Annotated in this window: 18 protein-coding genes; 10 read left to right on the top strand and 8 right to left on the bottom strand. The window is 63.7% G+C overall.

Going from position 1 to position 17,933, the window contains the following annotated elements:
• Positions 1–19: 19 nt before the first annotated feature.
• Complete coding sequence (tkt, locus tag ACZ2GY_RS08540; RefSeq protein ID WP_277357230.1) at positions 20–2,191, bottom strand: transketolase; 2,172 nt, start codon at positions 2,189–2,191, stop codon at positions 20–22.
• 397 nt (positions 2,192–2,588) lie between these two features.
• On the opposite strand from tkt, the gene ACZ2GY_RS08545 reads away from it, so the two are divergent.
• Complete coding sequence (locus tag ACZ2GY_RS08545; protein ID WP_471673508.1) at positions 2,589–3,587, top strand: heme o synthase; 999 nt, start codon at positions 2,589–2,591, stop codon at positions 3,585–3,587.
• Between the two features lie 30 nt (positions 3,588–3,617).
• A complete protein-coding gene (locus ACZ2GY_RS08550) occupies positions 3,618–4,523 on the top strand; it encodes a dihydrodipicolinate synthase family protein (protein ID WP_471673509.1) in 906 nt (301 codons plus the stop codon).
• A gap of 2 nt (positions 4,524–4,525) precedes the next feature.
• Here the strand turns inward: ACZ2GY_RS08550 and ACZ2GY_RS08555 are convergent, their stop codons facing one another.
• From ACZ2GY_RS08555 to ACZ2GY_RS08565, 3 genes are read right to left on the bottom strand one after another with little or no spacing between them, the layout of a single operon-like run.
• Entirely contained in the window at positions 4,526–5,476 is a 951-nt protein-coding gene (locus ACZ2GY_RS08555; RefSeq protein WP_277357174.1) for a COX15/CtaA family protein, read from the bottom strand.
• Between the two features lie 4 nt (positions 5,477–5,480).
• A complete protein-coding gene (locus ACZ2GY_RS08560) occupies positions 5,481–6,221 on the bottom strand; it encodes an ABC transporter permease (protein WP_471673510.1) in 741 nt (246 codons plus the stop codon).
• Positions 6,218–7,165 carry an ABC transporter ATP-binding protein gene (locus ACZ2GY_RS08565; RefSeq protein ID WP_471673511.1) on the bottom strand — a complete coding sequence of 316 codons (948 nt, stop codon included), beginning with the start codon at positions 7,163–7,165 and terminating at the stop codon, positions 6,218–6,220. Before ACZ2GY_RS08565 ends, ACZ2GY_RS08560 begins: the two co-directional genes overlap by 4 nt.
• Positions 7,166–7,355: 190 nt before the next feature.
• On the opposite strand from ACZ2GY_RS08565, the gene ACZ2GY_RS08570 reads away from it, so the two are divergent.
• The 6 genes from ACZ2GY_RS08570 to ACZ2GY_RS08595 all read left to right on the top strand — a co-directional run bounded on the left by ACZ2GY_RS08570 (position 7,356) and on the right by ACZ2GY_RS08595 (position 12,554).
• A complete protein-coding gene (locus ACZ2GY_RS08570; RefSeq protein WP_471673512.1) occupies positions 7,356–8,195 on the top strand; it encodes a helix-turn-helix transcriptional regulator in 840 nt (279 codons plus the stop codon).
• A complete protein-coding gene (gene sufB / locus ACZ2GY_RS08575) occupies positions 8,195–9,670 on the top strand; it encodes a Fe-S cluster assembly protein SufB (protein WP_471673513.1) in 1,476 nt (491 codons plus the stop codon). Before ACZ2GY_RS08570 ends, sufB begins: the two co-directional genes overlap by 1 nt.
• Complete coding sequence (gene sufD / locus ACZ2GY_RS08580) at positions 9,670–10,968, top strand: Fe-S cluster assembly protein SufD (RefSeq protein ID WP_471673514.1); 1,299 nt, start codon at positions 9,670–9,672, stop codon at positions 10,966–10,968. The genes sufB and sufD overlap by 1 nt, the downstream gene beginning before the upstream one ends.
• Positions 10,968–11,345 (top strand): non-heme iron oxygenase ferredoxin subunit, encoded by a 378-nt coding sequence (locus tag ACZ2GY_RS08585; protein WP_277357169.1) that lies wholly within the window; start codon positions 10,968–10,970, stop codon positions 11,343–11,345. Before sufD ends, ACZ2GY_RS08585 begins: the two co-directional genes overlap by 1 nt.
• A gap of 73 nt (positions 11,346–11,418) precedes the next feature.
• Positions 11,419–12,192: a Fe-S cluster assembly ATPase SufC gene (sufC, locus tag ACZ2GY_RS08590; protein ID WP_056547845.1), complete on the top strand. Its 774-nt coding sequence runs from the start codon at positions 11,419–11,421 to the stop codon at positions 12,190–12,192.
• A gap of 32 nt (positions 12,193–12,224) precedes the next feature.
• Entirely contained in the window at positions 12,225–12,554 is a 330-nt protein-coding gene (locus ACZ2GY_RS08595; protein ID WP_056547596.1) for a metal-sulfur cluster assembly factor, read from the top strand.
• A 74-nt stretch (positions 12,555–12,628) separates the two neighbouring features.
• Here ACZ2GY_RS08595 and ACZ2GY_RS08600 read toward each other — a convergent pair whose 3' ends face one another.
• Positions 12,629–13,153 carry an O-acetyl-ADP-ribose deacetylase gene (locus ACZ2GY_RS08600; protein ID WP_471673515.1) on the bottom strand — a complete coding sequence of 175 codons (525 nt, stop codon included), beginning with the start codon at positions 13,151–13,153 and terminating at the stop codon, positions 12,629–12,631.
• A gap of 113 nt (positions 13,154–13,266) precedes the next feature.
• Here ACZ2GY_RS08600 and ACZ2GY_RS08605 point away from each other — a divergent pair, with 113 nt between their 5' ends.
• Positions 13,267–14,673 carry a class I adenylate-forming enzyme family protein gene (locus ACZ2GY_RS08605; RefSeq protein ID WP_471673516.1) on the top strand — a complete coding sequence of 469 codons (1,407 nt, stop codon included), beginning with the start codon at positions 13,267–13,269 and terminating at the stop codon, positions 14,671–14,673.
• Complete coding sequence (locus tag ACZ2GY_RS08610; RefSeq protein WP_471673517.1) at positions 14,651–15,841, top strand: thiolase family protein; 1,191 nt, start codon at positions 14,651–14,653, stop codon at positions 15,839–15,841. The genes ACZ2GY_RS08605 and ACZ2GY_RS08610 overlap by 23 nt, the downstream gene beginning before the upstream one ends.
• Positions 15,842–15,869: 28 nt before the next feature.
• On the opposite strand, the gene ACZ2GY_RS08615 is transcribed toward ACZ2GY_RS08610, so the two are convergent.
• From ACZ2GY_RS08615 to ACZ2GY_RS08625, 3 genes are read right to left on the bottom strand one after another with little or no spacing between them, the layout of a single operon-like run.
• Complete coding sequence (locus ACZ2GY_RS08615; protein ID WP_471673518.1) at positions 15,870–16,535, bottom strand: energy-coupling factor transporter transmembrane component T family protein; 666 nt, start codon at positions 16,533–16,535, stop codon at positions 15,870–15,872.
• Entirely contained in the window at positions 16,532–17,242 is a 711-nt protein-coding gene (locus ACZ2GY_RS08620) for an energy-coupling factor ABC transporter ATP-binding protein (protein ID WP_471673519.1), read from the bottom strand. The genes ACZ2GY_RS08615 and ACZ2GY_RS08620 overlap by 4 nt, the downstream gene beginning before the upstream one ends.
• Before the next feature lie 8 nt (positions 17,243–17,250).
• Entirely contained in the window at positions 17,251–17,886 is a 636-nt protein-coding gene (locus tag ACZ2GY_RS08625) for a biotin transporter BioY (RefSeq protein WP_277357163.1), read from the bottom strand.
• Between the last annotated feature and the right edge of the window lie 47 nt (positions 17,887–17,933).

Raw genomic sequence — 17,933 nt, forward strand, 5'->3', positions numbered from 1 at the left:
TGCTGTCTGTGACGCAGTGCTAGAGGTGATCGCCGGTTGTCGAAGCAGGGGCGCCGGCTGCTGCCGCCGTCCCGTCCGGAGCACTGCGTGTCCCGGCGGCAGCGATCGAATCGCGGGCAGCCTCGACCACGGCTTCGGAGGTAATTCCGAACTCGCGGAACAGGGTCTTGTAATCGGCTGAGGCACCGAAGTGCTCAAGCGAGACGGAGCGGCCGGCATCGCCGACGAGCTCCCGCCAACCCTGGGCAATTCCGGCCTCTACTGATACGCGGGCCCGGATGCCCGAGGGCAGAACTGACTCGCGGTATGACTCATCCTGCTTGTTGAACCATTCGAGGCAGGGCAGGGAGACGACGCGCGCGGCGATGCCGTCCTTCTGCAGCTCCGAGCGGGCCTCGACGGCAAGTTGGACTTCGGACCCGGTAGCGATCAGGATGACGTCCGGGTCACCGTTGGGCGCTTCGGCAAGGACATAAGCACCTCTGGCGACGCCTTCAGCCGAGGCAAAGGTGTCTCCATCCGCTTCACCGGCGCCGCGCTCCCAGGTGGGGATGTTCTGTCGGGTGAGAACGATACCGGCAGGGTTCGAGGTGTTCTCGAGGATGGTGCGCCACGCAACCGCGACCTCATTCGCGTCGCCCGGGCGGACAACGTCCAGACCCGGAATCGCGCGGAGCGACGCAAGCTGCTCGACGGGCTGGTGGGTTGGCCCATCTTCACCGAGCCCGATGGAGTCGTGGGTCCACACATAAATCGCAGGCACTCCCATGAGCGCGCCGAGTCGGATGGCCGGCCGCTGATAGTCGCTGAAGATCAGGAAGGTGCCCGAGAATGCCCGCGTGCTGCTGTGCATGACAATGCCGTTTACTATGGCGGCGGCAGCATGTTCGCGGATACCGAAGTGCAGAACCCTGCCGTAGGGGTTTCCGGACCAGGCATCAGTCTGCTTGCTGACAGGCACGAAGGATGGAGATCCCTCGATTGTGGTGTTGTTGGATTCCGCCAGGTCTGCTGAACCGCCCCAGAGTTCCGGCAGCACTGGACCGATTGCACTGAGTACCTTGCCGGAAGCGGCACGGGTGGACATATCCTTGCCGGCCTCGAACTCAGGAAGGCTCGACTCCCAGCCGTCGGGAAGTTCGCGGGCGGAGATGCGGTCGAGCAGCGCGGCGCTGTCTGGATTGGCGGACTTCCAGGCACTGAACGTGTCTTCCCAGCTCCTGCGGGCTTCCTGGCCGCGGTCCACAACCTTCCGGGCGTGAGCCAGGACTTCGTCGTCGACCTGGAAATGCTGTTCCGGATCGAGTCCCAGGGTGGACTTCAGCGCCGCAACCTCGTCCTTGCCGAGCGCTGAACCGTGGATCTTGCCCGTGTTCTGCTTGTTGGGAGCAGGCCAGCCGATGATGGTGCGGAGGGAAATGATGGAGGGGCGGGAGGTCTCTGCCTTCGCGGCCTTCAGGGCACTGTAGAGCTCGGCGATGTCCTCCACGTATTCACCGGTTTTGGTCCAGTCCACCCGCTGGGTGTGCCAGCCGTAGGCAGCGTAGCGGCCGAGGACATCCTCGGTGAAGGCGATATCTGTGTCGTCCTCGATGGAGATGTGGTTCTCGTCGTAGATCATCACGAGGTTACCCAGTTCCTGGTGACCGGCGAGGGAAGACGCCTCGGAGGTAACGCCTTCCTGCAGGTCGCCGTCGGAAGCGATGACCCAGATGGTGTGGTCGAACGGGCTCTCACCCTGCGGCGCTTCCGGGTCAAGGAGGCCGCGCATGCGGCGCTGGGCGTAAGCGAAACCGACGGAGGAGGCGAGGCCCTGGCCGAGCGGGCCAGTGGTGATCTCGACGCCCGCGGTGTGGCGGTACTCGGGGTGGCCCGGGGTCTTGGAGCCCCAGGTCCGCAGCGCCTTCAGGTCCTCGAGTTCGAGGCCGTAGCCGGAGAGGAAAAGCTGAATGTAGAGGGTCAGCGAGGTGTGCCCGGGGGAGAGTACGAAGCGGTCACGGCCGGTCCACTCCGGGTCGGTAGGATCATGGCGCATGAATTTCTGGAAGAGGAGGTAGGCCGCCGGGGCGAGGCTCATCGCCGTTCCCGGGTGCCCGTTCCCCACCTTCTCTACCGCATCCGCCGCGAGTACACGGATTGCGTCTACCGCACGCTCATCCAGTTCGTTCCAGTCCAGGTCCTGCTTTTCCAGCTGTGGCACGTTCACCGGGCCCCTCTCTTTACGTCACGGCCAGCGCCGCGGCGCCGAGTGGGACTGCGCCACGGAAGCGAAAGTCCCCGCGGCCAGCCGGCCGTTCACCGTTGAAAACTTGAATACTGCTGCGTTTCGACCACACCGGAAATCCCCGCACGCTGGGTGCTGCTGACACATCTGCCGAATAAAAAAACTCCTCGGGCCATTCCTTGTGTGTCCCGGCGTGCGGGAGTGATCCAGGCGATACAGGCCAGCTTAGCGCTTTCGATTCCGAATGCGCGTGGCCCGGACTTTTGTGAAGGGACACACAAAGACACGAACGACGGCGCTGGGATCCCGCCCGCTCCGGCCTCCCTCTTTTCTACGAGCTGTAAAAAACTCGTATGGACCGGGTATGATGGCGGTGGACTATATCCTCAATTCAGAAGCAGAGCATCCTCCCGTGAATTTCGATCAGGTGGCAGTTGCGCCCAGCGTGAATCAGGCAGGCAGCGGCGTATCCCGCAAGCTTCGCGCGTATCTGGCACTGACCAAACCGCGGGTCATTGAACTGCTGCTGGTCACCACCCTTCCCACCATGATCTTCGCCCAGGGCGGATTTCCGTCGCTCGGCCTGGTCATAGCCACCATGGTCGGCGGTGCCTTTGCTGCCGGAAGCGCGGGTGCTTTCAACTGCTATCTCGACCGTGATATCGACAAGGTGATGAACCGAACGGTCAACAGACCATTGGTGACCGGAGAAGTGACACCGCGGGAAGCGCTGATTTTCGCGTGGGCCCTGGGCATCGCATCGGTCGCCATCCTGTGGGTAGGCACCAACCCTCTCGCTGCCTGGCTCGGAGTGGGCGCAATCTTCTTCTATGTCGTCATCTACACGCTCATCCTGAAACGTCGGACAGCGCAAAACATCGTGTGGGGCGGGGCAGCAGGCTGCATGCCGGTGCTGATTGCATGGGCTGCAGTGACAGGAACGGTGGAATGGCCGGCGGTTGTGCTCTTCCTGGTGATATTTCTATGGACGCCGCCGCACTATTGGCCGCTGTCCATGAAGTACAGCGATGACTACAATGCAGCGAACGTGCCCATGCTTGGTGCCATTGCGGGCGCTGGAGTTGTCTCCGTTCAGGTCGTTCTCTATGCCTGGGCCACGGTGATTTGCTCGCTCCTTCTTGTTCCCGTGGGCGGGGCAGGTTGGGTTTACGCCGTCGCGGCAGTTCTCAGCGGCGGCTGGTTCATTCTGGAGTCCCATAAACTGCACGCCTCGGCCCAAGCGGGGACAGCCACGGGCAAGACGGCGATGAAGGTCTTCCACGGATCAATCAGCTACCTCACCGTGCTGTTTCTGGCTCTCGCTATTGATCCCTTCGTCGGGACTGCAATCTTCGCGAGCTAGGCAGCAGCGCTCTCCACCTAGGATGGTGGAATGGTCTTCACCGGAGTCGTTGCCTACCCCCTGACGCCTTTCACTGCGGACAGCGCGGTGAACTCAGCCGAACTTTCGCTCCTTGTGGATCGTCTGGCCCGGTCGGGGGTCGATTCCGTCACGGTGCTCGGGTCCTCCGGCAGCTTTGCCTATCTTGACGGTGATGAACGGAAGCGGGTCATTTCCTGCGCGGTGGACGCCGCCGCAGGCCGCGTTCCGCTGGCGGTGGGTATCAGCGCAGTCGCTACCCGGGAGGTAGTTGCAGGAGCACGGGCCGCGGAACGGCTGGGGGCGGACGGGGTGGTTCTCTCACCTGTGTCCTACCTGCCGCTGACCGACGGCGAGCTCATTGCGCTGGTGGAGGAAGTAGCCTCTGCAACTACTCTGCCCATCTGCCTGTACAACAATCCGTCCACCACCCAGTTCTCCATCGACGTGGAATTGGTGGGTCGGCTTGAGCACGTGCCCTCCCTGGTCGCTTTCAAGGACACGGCTGCTACTCCCGCAGAATTCGCCGATCGCGCGGCACGGTTGCGGGGAGCGCTCAACCGGCGGATCAGTCATGGCGCCAGCGGCGACCCACTTATAGCGACCGGCGAGGTGACCGCGGACGCCTGGCACACGGGCCTCGCAGCGCTCTTGCCTGCCAGCTACCTGGCGTTCCGCGCCGCGGTGCTGAAAGGTGATCCGGCGAGGGTGTCCGCGGAACGGTCCCGACTGGTGCCGGTGGTCCAGGCCGTCCACCGCCTGCGGAAGCTCAGCGGTCTGCATGCCCTGGGCAGGGCGTGCGGGGTGGACGCCGGAGATCCGCGACGGCCGCTCCTTCCGATCGCCGGAAGCGAGCAGCGCGACCTGGCGCGGCTGGCTGAGGCGTTCGACGACGTCGAGGACGGCGTGCAGGGCTGACGCTAGTCGGCGCCGGTAGCAGCTTCTACCCGCCGGCGGGAATATCCGATGTAGATGGCGTGCGCCATCGCCGCCGTGAGCACGGAAGCTCCCAGCATGTGCAGCGCAACCAGGGCCACCGGCAGGTGGAGGAAATGCTGCAGGTAGCCAACAGCGCCCTGCGCAAAGACGACGACGGTCAGAAGAACCAGGGCGAAGCGCAGGCGCTGCGCAACCCGGAGCCGGTACGCAGCGAAGACCAGCACGAGTACCGTCAATACGAGCAGGTAGACCGGGGCGGCATGGATGCGGGTCATCAGATCCGGGTTGAGGTTGTTCCGCGCCGCACCCGCGTCTCCTGCGTGGGGCCCCGATCCGGTGACCACCACACCGAGCAGCACCGCGGCGGTCACCAGTACCCCCGCGGCGGCGAGGAGCTGTCGAAGCAGCGGTGTGGCACGCGGAGTGTTGTCAGCTTCCGCCTCAGCGGGGGAAAGCCGTGTGCGGTTCACCAGCACCGTGGCCACCGTAATCAGGACCATCGAGATGATGAAGTGCCAGCCAACCACCCACGGGTTGAGCTGAGTCAGGACCGTGATCCCACCCACCACAGCCTGCGCGGGGATCCCCGCGAAAAGAACAACGGCGGGCACAAAAAGGTCCCGCCGGGTCTTTCGCATGTTCCACAGGACCACGAGCATGGCGATCGCGATCGCGGTGAGGACGAAGGTGAGCAGGCGATTCCCGAATTCGATGATGCCGTGTACGCCCATTTCCGGGGTGGTGACCATGGAGTCAGCAGTGCACAGCGGCCATTCAGGACACCCCAGGCCGGATGCGGTGAGCCGCACTGCACCACCTGTGACGACGATCAGGATCTGGGAGACAAGCGAGGCAAGCGCCAGCGCGCGAACCGACGGTGTGACTGTCCGGGGTAGGCGCTCGACCAGACGGGCAGGGGAGATTTGAGTCATGTTCCTAACTCCATTTGAACCAGCGGACGGCGGCCAGGCCCACGACGGCGGCCCAGCCGCACAGCAGTGCGAAGGACAAGGCATCGAATGTGCCGGAGGTAAGGGCAGTGCGCAGCCCGTCGCCCAGTGCGGCTGAGGGCAGCAGCGCAACGACGGGCTGGATGACCTCGGGCATGCTGCTGCGGGGGATGACAGTACCGCCGACGGCTGCCAGCAGAACCCACGCCAGATTGGTCACAGCAAGGGTTGCCTCGGGCCGGAGGGTTCCGGCTATCAGGAGCCCCAGAGCAGTGAAGGCCGCGATTCCCGGCACCAGCATGGCAAGTGCCGGAAGAATCCCGCTGAGCGGGGGCTGCCAACCAAGCAGAAACGCCATCGTGCCGATGACTGTGATCTGGATAGCGAGAACCGCACCCACCGCGAGGACCTTCCCCAAAATCAGCCCACTGCGGCCGAGCGGGGTGGTCGAAAGGAAGCGAAGCACACCGTAACGGCGGTCGAACCCGGTTGCGATCCCTTGTCCGGTGAATGCCGTGGAAAGTACGCACAGCGCAATCACACCCGGGGTCCCTGCCTCGAGCCGCGGCACGCCGAGAACATCGAAGAAGGGGGTGAAGGCAATGGCGCTCAGTGCAAGCAGGGGGAGCACGATGGCCAGAACGAGCTGTTCCCCATTGCGAAGCATGGCGATCGTCTCATACCTGCCATGCTGCAGGACCCGCACGGGCAGCGGGGAAGCGCTCATCGGATACTCCGTCCGGAGACATCGAGGAAGACGTCCTCCAACGAGCGGGAGGTCAGGGAGATCGAGGCCGGCAGGATGCCGTTCTCTGCCCACCAGGCAGCGATGACTGCCAGGTCCTCTGGTGTTAGTGCGCCGTTCACGCAGTATTTGCCGGGCGAGGGCTCAGAGACATCGAGATGGACCAGGCGGTCGGCGGGCAGTGTGAGGCCGATCTGCGCTTCAAACCGAAGCTCACGGGCGGCATCCGCGGTATGGGCGGTCAGTTCGGCCACTGTTCCCTGTCTGACCGTCCTGCCCTGGTCAATGATGTAGACGTAATCCGCGAGCCGTTGGGCGTCGTCGAGCAGGTGAGTGGTCAGAATGATCGCAAGGCCTTCGTCCCGAAGCTCCGTAATCAACTCGAAGACGATATTGCGTGACTGCGGATCAAGTCCTGCACTTGGCTCATCGAGGAAGAGCACTTCAGGATTACCCACGAGGGCACACGCAAGGGCAAGGCGCTGCTTCTGGCCTCCCGAGAGCCGCCTCACCGAGGTCCGTGCGAATGAGTCGATTCCAAGCCGGGCTGCCAGCTGCTCGACATTGAGGGGTGAGGCATACATGCCGGCTACGTGGTGCAGCAGGGGCAGTGGCCGGACTGCCGGAGGCAGCCCGCCCTCCTGCAGCATGATGCCGACGCGGCTGCGAAGTGGGGCGCCCGCGCGCCACGGATCTTCGCCAAGGAGGCGCACGCTGCCGCCGCTGGGCTTCTGCAGGCCCTGCGCGCACTCGAGCGTGGTGGTCTTGCCCGCTCCGTTGGCGCCCAGCAATGCGGTGACGCTGCCCATGTCAGCGCGGAGACTGACGCCGTCGAGCACGCGGATCATCTTGCCGTCGAGGGATGAGACCGGGCCGAAGTCCTTGACGAGCCCGCTGACTTCGACGGCGGGAGGGGAGGAAGGCACCGCATAATTCTACGCCACGTAGTAGCTGTCTCACGATGGCTCTGTCGGCACACCGGATGGGTAGCCTCGCCTTACTGGAAGCGGGTGGGCTTCTGGAATAGATTAGGACATGGTTATGTTGTCTTAATTGGCTCGTTCCGCTCAATTTGAGCTCCAAGCCTACTTCCCAATGCATCCTAAGGAGGCCCCGATGTCACATTCCGTTGTCCCGGGCCGTACCAAGGGAGATAGCGTTTTCGGTGGAGTTGACGATGCCGATTCCCGCCGCGCCGTCGATGAGCGGACCAGGGATAAAGTGCTTTCCGCAGTTCTTGAGCACGGTCCGGTGAGCGCGGCTGAACTCGGTGACCGGCTGGGTTTCACGCCGGCGGCCGTCCGTCGCCACCTCGACGCGTTGTCGCGTGACGGCCTGATCGAGGTCAAAGTCATCGGCAGTCCTTCCCCGGGTGCAGGCCGTCCCGCGCGCCGCTATGTCCTCAGCCAGCGGGGCCAGACACGGCTGGGCAACGATTATCTGCACATCGCGCAGGCAGCGCTAGGTCAGCTACGGGAGATCGCGGGGCCTGACGCCGTCCGCCAATTTGCAGCGGGCAGGTTCGCCGACATGGAGGAGCGGTACCGGCCGGTCATTGAGTCCGCGGGAGACCGCCTCGAAGACAAGGCTGCAGCGCTTGCAGAAGCACTGAGCCTTGACGGATTCGTCGGCTCCACACGGGAAATCGGCAGAAACGCACCCCATGCGGCGATGCTGAGCGTGCAGCTCTGCCAGGGACATTGTCCCATTCAGGAACTCGCGGCTGACTTCCCCGATTTCTGTGAACAGGAAACCGATGTTTTTGCCCGGCTGCTCGGCGTGGACGTTCGCAGGCTGTCCACTCTCGCAGCCGGCGGCCACGTCTGCACAACACACATACCGATCGGCCGCATCGCGCGCTCCGGTGAAACTGCCCGCCAATCACCCGAAAGCGACGCCCCGGCGCCGCACCCATACGTAACAAACGTCTCCAACCATCAGCAAGGAAGGCCGTGATGACGGATCAGACAGATCAGAAGGCATTGGTTCCCGAGGCCGTGCCCGCAGGAGTTCTCAGCGACATCCTCGAGAGGAACCCGGAGCTCGAAGGCATCGGTACCTACGAGTATGGCTGGTCCGACAAGAACGATGTCGGCGCCAACGCCCGTCGCGGCCTGAGCGAAGAGGTTGTCCGCGACATCTCCGCCAAGAAGAACGAGCCCGAGTGGATGCTCGATCTCCGGCTGAAGGGTCTGAAGTACTTCGACCGCAAGCCGATGCCCAACTGGGGCGCGGACCTGTCGGGCATCGACTTCGACAACATCAAGTACTTTGTGCGGTCCACCGAAAAGCAGGCCGGTAGTTGGGAAGACCTTCCCGACGACATCAAGAACACCTACGAAAAGCTCGGCATCCCTGAGGCTGAGCGTAATCGCCTGGTTTCCGGCGTCGCCGCGCAGTACGAATCCGAAGTTGTCTACCACCAGATCAACGAGGAACTCGAGCGCCAGGGCGTCATCTTCATGGACACCGACACCGCGCTGCGGGAGCACCCTGAGTTCTTCGAGGAGTATTTCGGTTCGATCATTCCGGTCGGTGACAACAAGTTTGCTTCACTGAACACCGCTGTCTGGTCCGGAGGCTCTTTTGTCTACGTACCGCCCGGTGTCCACGTTGAGATTCCGCTGCAAGCCTACTTCCGCATCAACACGGAGAACATGGGTCAGTTCGAGCGGACACTGATTATCGCTGACGAAGGCTCCTACGTGCATTACATCGAAGGCTGCACGGCACCCATCTACACGTCAGACTCGCTGCACTCCGCCGTCGTCGAAATTGTGGTCAAGAAGAATGCACGCGTTCGCTACACCACAATCCAGAACTGGTCCAACAACGTCTACAACCTGGTAACCAAGCGGGCCATCGCGCATGAAGGCGCCACCATGGAGTGGATCGACGGAAACATCGGCTCCAAGGTCACCATGAAGTATCCGGCTGTCTACCTGGTCGGGGAGCATGCCAAGGGCGAGACGCTGTCGATCGCATTCGCCGGCGAGGGCCAGCACCAGGACACCGGATCCAAGATGGTCCACATTGCGCCGAATACGAAGTCTTCGATCATCTCGAAGTCGGTCGCCCGCAGCGGCGGGCGTGCCGCATACCGCGGTCTGGTGCAGGTCCGGGAGGGCGCAACTAACTCGGCCAACACCGTACGCTGTGATGCCCTGCTGGTTGACACCATCTCCCGCTCAGACACCTACCCGTACGTGGACATCCGTGAAGACGATGTCACCATGGGCCACGAAGCCACGGTCTCGCGAGTGAGCGAAGAGCAGTTGTTCTACCTTATGTCCCGAGGGATGCCCGAGGACGAGGCCATGGCGATGATCGTGCGCGGATTCATTGAACCCATTGCACGTGAACTCCCCATGGAGTACGCGCTCGAACTGAACCGCTTGATCGAACTCCAGATGGAAGGAGCCGTAGGTTAATGGCTGAAACCACCCAGTTGACCCCCGAACTGACTGACGAGAAGGCCCGTATCGGATCACCGTCGAGCCCGGAGAAAATTGCCATTGACGGCTTCACCGAGGAAGGCGAAAACCTTTCCCCGACGAACACCGGCGCCGAGCAGCACGGGTTGAAGAAGCACAGCCACGGGGATGACCCTGTTGTGCCGGAAGCATCTCGAGGCGAGCGGCTCAAATCTTACAAGCTTGCCGACTTCCCACCACTGACCGGCCGCGAAGAGGACTGGCGGTTCACGCCGATCAAGCGCCTCCGCGGTCTGCATACCGATGCCCTGACAGGCAGTGGGCCCGAGGTTACCGTGTCCGGTGCATCGAACATCCTGGTGGAAACCGTCGAGCGCACGGATTCCCGCTTCGGTTCCGCAGCGATTCCTGAGGACAGGGTTGCCGCGGCCGCGTGGGAGGCGGTTACGCAGGCAACCGTCGTGACCATCCCCGATGAGACGGAAGCCGACTGCGACGTCACCATCTCGATCAACGGCACCGATGAGGCTCCCGCTGCACAGCACCTCATCATTTCTGCAGGGAAGTTCTCCAAGGCTGTCGTGGTGCTCGACCACCATGGCAAGACCACTCTGGCGCAGAACATCGAGATTGTGGTCGGAGACGGCGCGCAGCTCACGGTGGTAAGTGTCCAGGAATGGGACGACGACGCCGTACACGCCTCCTCGCAGCAGGCGAAGATCGGCCGGGACGCCAGTTTCAAGCACGTGGTCGTCACTCTGGGTGGCGACCTCGTGCGGCTCACGCCGTCGTCATTCTTCACCGCTCCCGGCTCCGAGGTGGAAATGTACGGCCTCTACTTCGCCGATGCAGGGCAGCACCTTGAGCAGCGGCTCCTCGTTGACCACGCCGTACCGAACTGCAAGTCCCGCGTCACCTACAAGGGTGCCCTGCAGGGACAGGACGCGCACACTGTCTGGGTAGGCGACGTGCTGATTCGCAAGGAAGCCGAGGGAACGGATACGTACGAGACCAACCGGAACCTGTTGCTCACCGACGGCACCCGCTCGGATTCCGTACCGAACCTCGAGATCGAAACCGGCCTGATCGAAGGCGCCGGACACGCGAGCGCAACAGGCAGGTTCGACGATGAGCACTTGTTCTACCTGATGGCCCGCGGGATCGATGAGAAGACGGCCCGCCGTCTGGTAGTGCGCGGATTCCTCAACGAGGTCATCCAGCAGATCAAGGTTCCGGTACTGGAAGAGCGCCTCACGGAAGCCGTGGAGCGCGAGCTGGCTGCAGGGAACTACTGATGACCCGGACACCTGAGAACGGCACCGGGCCGCAGGGCGAGCTCGTCTGCAATGTGAATGATATTGAGGTCAAGCAGGCGCTGCGGATCCTCATTGACGATTACCCCGTAGCAATCGTCAAAGATTCCGACGGCGGCATCCACGCAATCGGCGACACTTGCTCCCATGCCGATATTTCCCTTTCCGAGGGTGATGTCGAGGGCTGCAGGATCGAGTGCTGGGGACACGGTTCCCAGTTCGATCTGCGCAGCGGCATGCCGCTCCAGCTTCCCGCCTACGAGCCTGTGCCGGTTTTTGCACTTGAGATCCACGGTGACGAGGTTTACGTCGACATCACTACGGTGACCAACTCGGCGCCTGTCCCCGATCGCGGCTAGAACTGTCACGAGCCAAAACACTTTCGAACATTTGAGCAACCCTGCACTGCAGGATGCAAAGGAGAACCCAAAGATGTCCACCCTTGAGATCAAGGATCTGCACGTCAGCATCGAGACGGAACAGGGCGCCAAGCCCATCCTCAAAGGCGTCAGCCTGACTATCAACACCGGCGAGAGCCACGCCATCATGGGCCCGAACGGCTCCGGAAAGTCGACTCTCGCATCCACCATCGCCGGTCATCCCCGTTACACCGTGGACAGCGGCTCGATCACCCTCGACGGTGAGGACGTCCTGGAGATGAGCGTCGATGAGCGGGCCCGCGCCGGACTCTTCCTCGCTATGCAGTACCCGGTCGAGGTTCCGGGTGTCACCATGACAAACTTCCTGCGCACGGCCAAGACCGCACTCGACGGCCAGGCCCCGAGCCTCCGGCACTGGACCAAGGACGTGAAGGAGGCAATGTCGCAGCTGCGCATTGATGCCGACTTCGCTCAGCGCAACGTGAACGAGGGCTTCTCCGGCGGCGAGAAGAAGCGCGTGGAGATCCTTCAGCTCGAACTGTTCAAGCCGAAGTTCGCCATCCTGGACGAGACCGACTCAGGTCTCGACGTCGACGCGCTCAAGGTGGTGTCAGAGGGCGTCAACCGTGAGCACAGCAAGGGCAACATGGGCACCCTGCTCATCACCCACTACACACGCATCCTGCGGTACATCAAGCCTGACTTTGTGCACGTCTTCGTCGACGGCCGAATCGCTGAAGAGGGCGGCCCTGAGCTCGCCGATCGCCTGGAGGAAGAGGGCTATGACCGCTTCCTCGTGGCCGGTACAGCTACTGCCGGCGCCTGATCCGGCTACCGACACAAAGAGAGGCTCCTGACATGAGCGATGTGAACGCAGCACAGACATCCCTTGAGGATGTCGAAGAGTCGCTGAAGGACGTCATTGATCCTGAGCTCGGCGTGAATATTGTCGATCTTGGTCTGTTGTACGGCTTGAAGTACGCCGACGACGGCGCTCTGCTGATCGACATGACCCTCACCACCGCAGCGTGCCCCCTGACCGACGTGATCGAGGAACAGGTGGGGCAGGCGCTCGATGGGGTAGTCGACGACTGGAGGCTCAACTGGGTGTGGATGCCGCCGTGGGGGCCCGAAAAGATCACCGACGACGGCCGCGATCAAATGCGGGCACTGGGCTTCAATATCTAGCCCATCCGGAACACCGGTCCGCACACAAGGGGAGGCAGCGCTGCGAGCGCTGCCTCCCCTTGTGTGCGTCAGTGTCAGCCTTTACTGTTCGTGTGAGCGTGCCGAAAGACCGAAACAAGCCGCTCCGAAAACAGCACGAAGCTGATCTGCCGGATACCGCCGTCGTAATCAGCAACCGTCGCGAACGCAATTCTGGCCACCGCTTCGGGGTCCCAACCAAAGATTCCGGCGCTGATCGCGGGAAAGGCAACCGAGCGTGCGCCCAGCTCGTCGGCGACCTTGAGACTCTGTCGGAAGCAGGATTCAAGCAGCGCGGGGTCACTCTGGCCCGCATGGCGGTTGGGACCGACGGTATGGATTATCCAGCGGGCAGGCAGCCTGAATCCCGGCGTCGCGACAGCCTGACCCACCGGCAGCCCGCCGGGCAATGAATTCGCGCGGATTTCACGGCACGCTTCGAGCAGTTCCGGCCCCGCCGCCGCATGGATGGCACCGTCCACCCCACCTCCGCCCAGCAGCGATGAGTTCGCTGCATTGACGACGGCGTCGACGTGCTGGGTGGTGATGTCACCGTGGAGGATCTGGACTTCCGGTGCCATGACGGTCACATCCGTTCTGCCCGGTGACAGGACCGCGCGGTTCGACAGCGATGAGCGTGTGCACCAATGTACTAACGTTTGCGGTATTGCCAGAAGAGGGAGACGCCCCAACCATGCCCTTCATCGACCGTCTGCTGTACTGGGCACGCCGCGAACCCGGGCGGAACGCCGTCGTCGCCGGGTCCCTGCGGCTGACCTACGGCGAGCTGGCTGCACGGGCGTCCTCACTGCAGTTGCCTGAGGGAGGAATGATCGCCCTACAGATCGGCGATCCGGTGCGTTTCGCCGTTGCTTTCACCGCCGTGGTTGGACAGGGTAAATGCGCCGCCGTCCTTGATCCCAGCTGGCCGAGTGATCTTCGGGTCAGGATCCTGGAGGCCCTCCATCCGGACGCCGTGATCACTTCAGCGGATCCGACGGAGGCCGCGCACCCGTCTTCGCTGGCCGACGCAGCTGCCGACGCGCGCTTTTACTGCGGATTCACCTCTGGCACCTCCGGAGTCCCGAAAGGGTTTGTACGAACTGTCGGTTCGTGGTCCCGCTCACTGGAGCGGAGCGTGAACTGGTTCGGTGTCACTCCGGGGTTGCGTGTCTGTGCACCGGGTCCGCTGGCTGCCAGCCTGAATCTGTACGCCCTCGCCGAGTGTCTCTACGCCGGTTCGACCTTCCACTCACTGGCACCCGGGGATAGGGCAGCGACAGGTCCGCTGACGGCGCAGGTCCTGAGGTCCGAGCGCATCGAGCATCTCGTCGGGGTCCCGTCCACACTGCGGCTGGCTCTGGACCGAATCGAGGGAGAACTACCGGAACTGCGCACCGTGGTGTCCGGCGGCGCCCGGCTTTCTGCGGCGGACACCCAGATCATCCTGCGCAGTGCGCCGGCCGCCCGCGTCTTCGAGTACTACGGCGCGTCGGAGCTGAGCCTGGTCACCGCCCGGCGGGTGGACGGCTTTGACGGGAACGATGTCGGCCGTCCCTTCCCAGGGGTGCGGATCAGGATCGACGCGGACAGCGGTTCCGGCCGGCACGGCAACGTGGGTACCATTTCCGTCCAGACCGACACAGCGATCGAAGGTTATCTCTTCGGAGACGACGGACGCGCCTTCCGGCGCGACGGGAGCTGGGTCACGGTGCAGGACCAGGGCTGGATTGACGACGACGGCGCGCTGCACCTGACCGGTCGGCACGGCGACATGCTCGTGGTCGCGGGAAGCAATGTCTATCCGAGCGAGGTCGAAGCCGCGCTCGCGACGGCAGGTCATCCGGCCGCCGTCGTGCTCGGGGTTCCGGACGCACGCCGTGGCTGCGCGCTGGCCGCTGTCATCCAGGCGCGCCCGGATGCCGTCATCGACACCCGGGCCCTTCGCACCCGGCTGAAGGAGCTGCTGCCCGTCGATAAGGTGCCGAAACTGATCCTCCGAACCGGGCGGCTACCGTTGACCACCGCGGGGAAACCGGATCGCGCCGCGCTGAAGGCGTCAGTAATAGGAAGGGACGGTGCCCTTGAGCGGCTTGCCTGAGGACCGTCGGGACGAGAGGCGGGCCGTCATTGCCCTCTGCCGCCGCACACCGTTCGGCCGCCTCCGCGGGGTGTTCTCGTCGACCGAGGCGCATGATCTGCTCGCAGCCGTCCTGCACGCCGCGTACCGGGACGCCGGCCTTCCGGAGAGTGGCCTGGCGGACGTCATCATCGGCAATGCCGCCGGTGGAGGAGGCAACGTCGCGCGGTTGGCAGCGCTGACCGCGGGCCTGCCGGTGGAGGTACCCGGCCTCACGATCGACCGTCAGTGCGCTTCCGGTCTCGACGCGATCTCGTTGGCCTGCCGGCTCGTGGAGTCGGAGGCAGGCGCTTGGTTCATTGCCGGGGGTGTGGAAAGCTGCAGCACCGCTCCCTTGCGCGCGCACCGGTTGACCTCGCTGCCCGGAGCGCCCGACTTCTTCTCCCGCGCGCGGTTTGCACCGGAGACTCACGGCGATCCGAGTGCCGGCCAGGCAGCTGAGAACGTTGCCGCCGCCTTCGGCGTCCAACGTGACGAGCAGGACCAGTACGCCCTCCGCAGCTACACCCGCACAGCCGCAGCGCTCGATGGAATGTCGGCGGAGATAGTTCCGATTGCCGGCTGCGACACGGACGAGACACCACGTCGTGGGATGACATCGAAGGTCCTGTCCCGGTTCCCACCGGCATTCACGGCGGCCGGGAGCGTTACCGCCGGCAATTCCTGTGCCGATGCAGACGGAGCGGTAGTCGCCGTCGTGACGAGCCGTGCACGTGCCAGGGCGGCGGGCTTCAACACAGTGCTTGAATTCCACGGTTCTGCATCTGCCGGAGGGGCGCCTGCCCTCTTTGGAACCGCCGGCGCGCACGCGGTGCTGAAGCTCCTCGAAGGGATCCAGTTGAACAGGAACGCTGTATCCACCTGGGAGTACAACGAGGCCTTCGCGGCGCAGGTGCTCGCCTCGGCGCAGCTGTTAGGAGTTGCCCCTGAACGTCTCAACCTCCACGGCGGGGCTCTTGCCTATGGCCACCCATATGGTGCTTCGGGCGCGATGCTTGTTGCCAACCTTCTGCGCCAGGCCGCCATGCCGGGCGGCCCCCGGGACGACGGCGGCTGGTCGGTGGCTGCGGTGAGCGCAGCCGGCGGCGTAGGGACAGCCGCCGCTTTCCGTACGGTGAGCCTCCAGTAGCAGCGGGAGGATCCGCTGCCCAGCAGCCCTACGAACCGGACCGGAATGCTCCACCGGGAGTGCCGCCGTCGTGATCTGCTTCCGCGAGACCGCGCGCTGCGAGCGCATCTCCGGTCTGCTGTGCATAGGCCACCGCACCGATGAAGACGGGAAGGATCAGCGCGCGTGGATTGCGTTCCAGGCCGCGGGCACGGGCCGCGTCGCGGGAATCCTCCGCAGAGCCGACCAGATAGGGGATGCTGCGCAGCATCAGTGCGACGGTCAGCCCAAAGCGTTCCGGATCGGCGCCAAGCGGCTGCAGCGGACGAGCCAGTGAAACCAGTCCGTCGAGAATGCGTTGGCTCTCGGTTGTCAGCGTGATCAGCAGGGCAGCCAGAACGCAGGTCACGATGTTCCCGACTACGAGGAACGCTGGAAGGAGTCCCGCGCTGAACCACTGGAACGCTCCAAGGACGACGATGAGCAGCCACATCTTCCGAAGGGGCTGGAGCAGCTCGCGGAACCCAAGCCGAGCACCCACGAGGTAGGCCAGGACAACCAGGCCCAGACCGGCCAGTGTGGCTTCCAGCGAACTTAGTGCCAGGACCACCACCGACAGCACAGCCACCGGCAGGAACTTGGCCCACAGGGGAGCGGCATGCAGGATCGATCTGCGCTCCACATACGCGCCAAGCAGGCTGGCGTGACCCCTCACAGCGGCCCTTCAGCGGACGCATCATGCAGGCTGAGCTCGCGGTAGGCGGCGACGGCGTCGGCGGGGACGCCGTCGAATATCACCCGGCCGGAATCAACCACCAGGGTGCGTTCAGCCTGCAGCGCGAAGTCCAGCGAATGGGTGGTGAAAATGACCTGCTGGTCAAGACCGCGGAACAGGCGCCGCACGCGTTCTGAGTTGCGGAGGTCAAGGAGGGTGGTCGGTTCGTCCGCAACGAGGACCTTGGGATCACACGCAAGGACGGTTGCGAGGGCGAGGAGCTGGCGTTCACCGCCCGAGAGGTCGTAGACGCTCTGATCCGCAAGATGCGCGAGTCCGAATCGGCCGAGAACTTCAACAGCTGCCGTGCGCCGCTCCCCGCGGTCTCGGTAGCGCCGGCGCAGGGACAGCTCCACGTCTTCACGACCGGTGGGCATCACCAGTTGGGACAGCGGGTCAGTGAACATGAAAGCCACGCTTTGCCGGACCGCCGCGCCTTTGCGCGCGGTGTCCAGCCCGTCGACCGTCACCTGACCGGACGTCGGCAGGACCAGTGAATTGATCAGTTTCAGCAGGGTGGACTTGCCGGATCCGTTTGCGCCGATGATGCTGATGCGGCTTTCTACCAGTGAGAGATTCAGCGGTGCCAGGATGGTTCGTGGTGCCGGATGATCTGCCTGTACGGCTGCTTCGCTGAACTGGATCATTGCCTACCTCAGCGCCGGCGGGCTGAACGGGACTGGAGACGGGGGAACGCCTTGAGAACACTGAGCCCGATTGCAGCGGCCGCCAGGTTCTTCAGGACATCTCCGGGGAGGAAGACGACGTCGGCTGCGATGGCAGCGGCGAGGTCAAGTTTTGCATTGATCATCATGCCGATGATTCCCAACGGATGTGTGATGAGCAGGCTCGTCACAGTGCAGGCAACGAACAGTGCAAGGAACCGGTAGCGGGAAAACCGGCGGAAGACGATGCGTGCGAGGAAGCCGACCACGAAGGCTGCAATGGGGAAGGCGATGATGTAACCGGCTGATGGGCCGAAGAGGACACCGATACCACCTCGGAACTGGCTGAAGATCGGCAGTCCCGCGAGCGCAACGGCCACGTACAGGCTGAGGGCTGCGCCCGCCCGCCACGGCCCGAGCACAATTCCGGTCACCATGATTGCCAGGGTCTGCAAAGTGATCGGCACCCCCACCTGCCCCACCGGTATAGCGGGTAGGATGGCACTGGCGGCCACGACGGCTGCGAAGACCGCGATCAGCGAGAGATCGGTCGCATTCCAGGAAGAACGAGCCCGTGCCGGAGTATCGGCGGGTGTGGAATGCGGAGCCGGATTCGTCTGTTGCATCGTGACGCTTTCTGTGAGATCTACACAACGGTGAGCTGTTACTTACC

The organism is Arthrobacter sp. KKT183 (assembly GCF_055657625.1).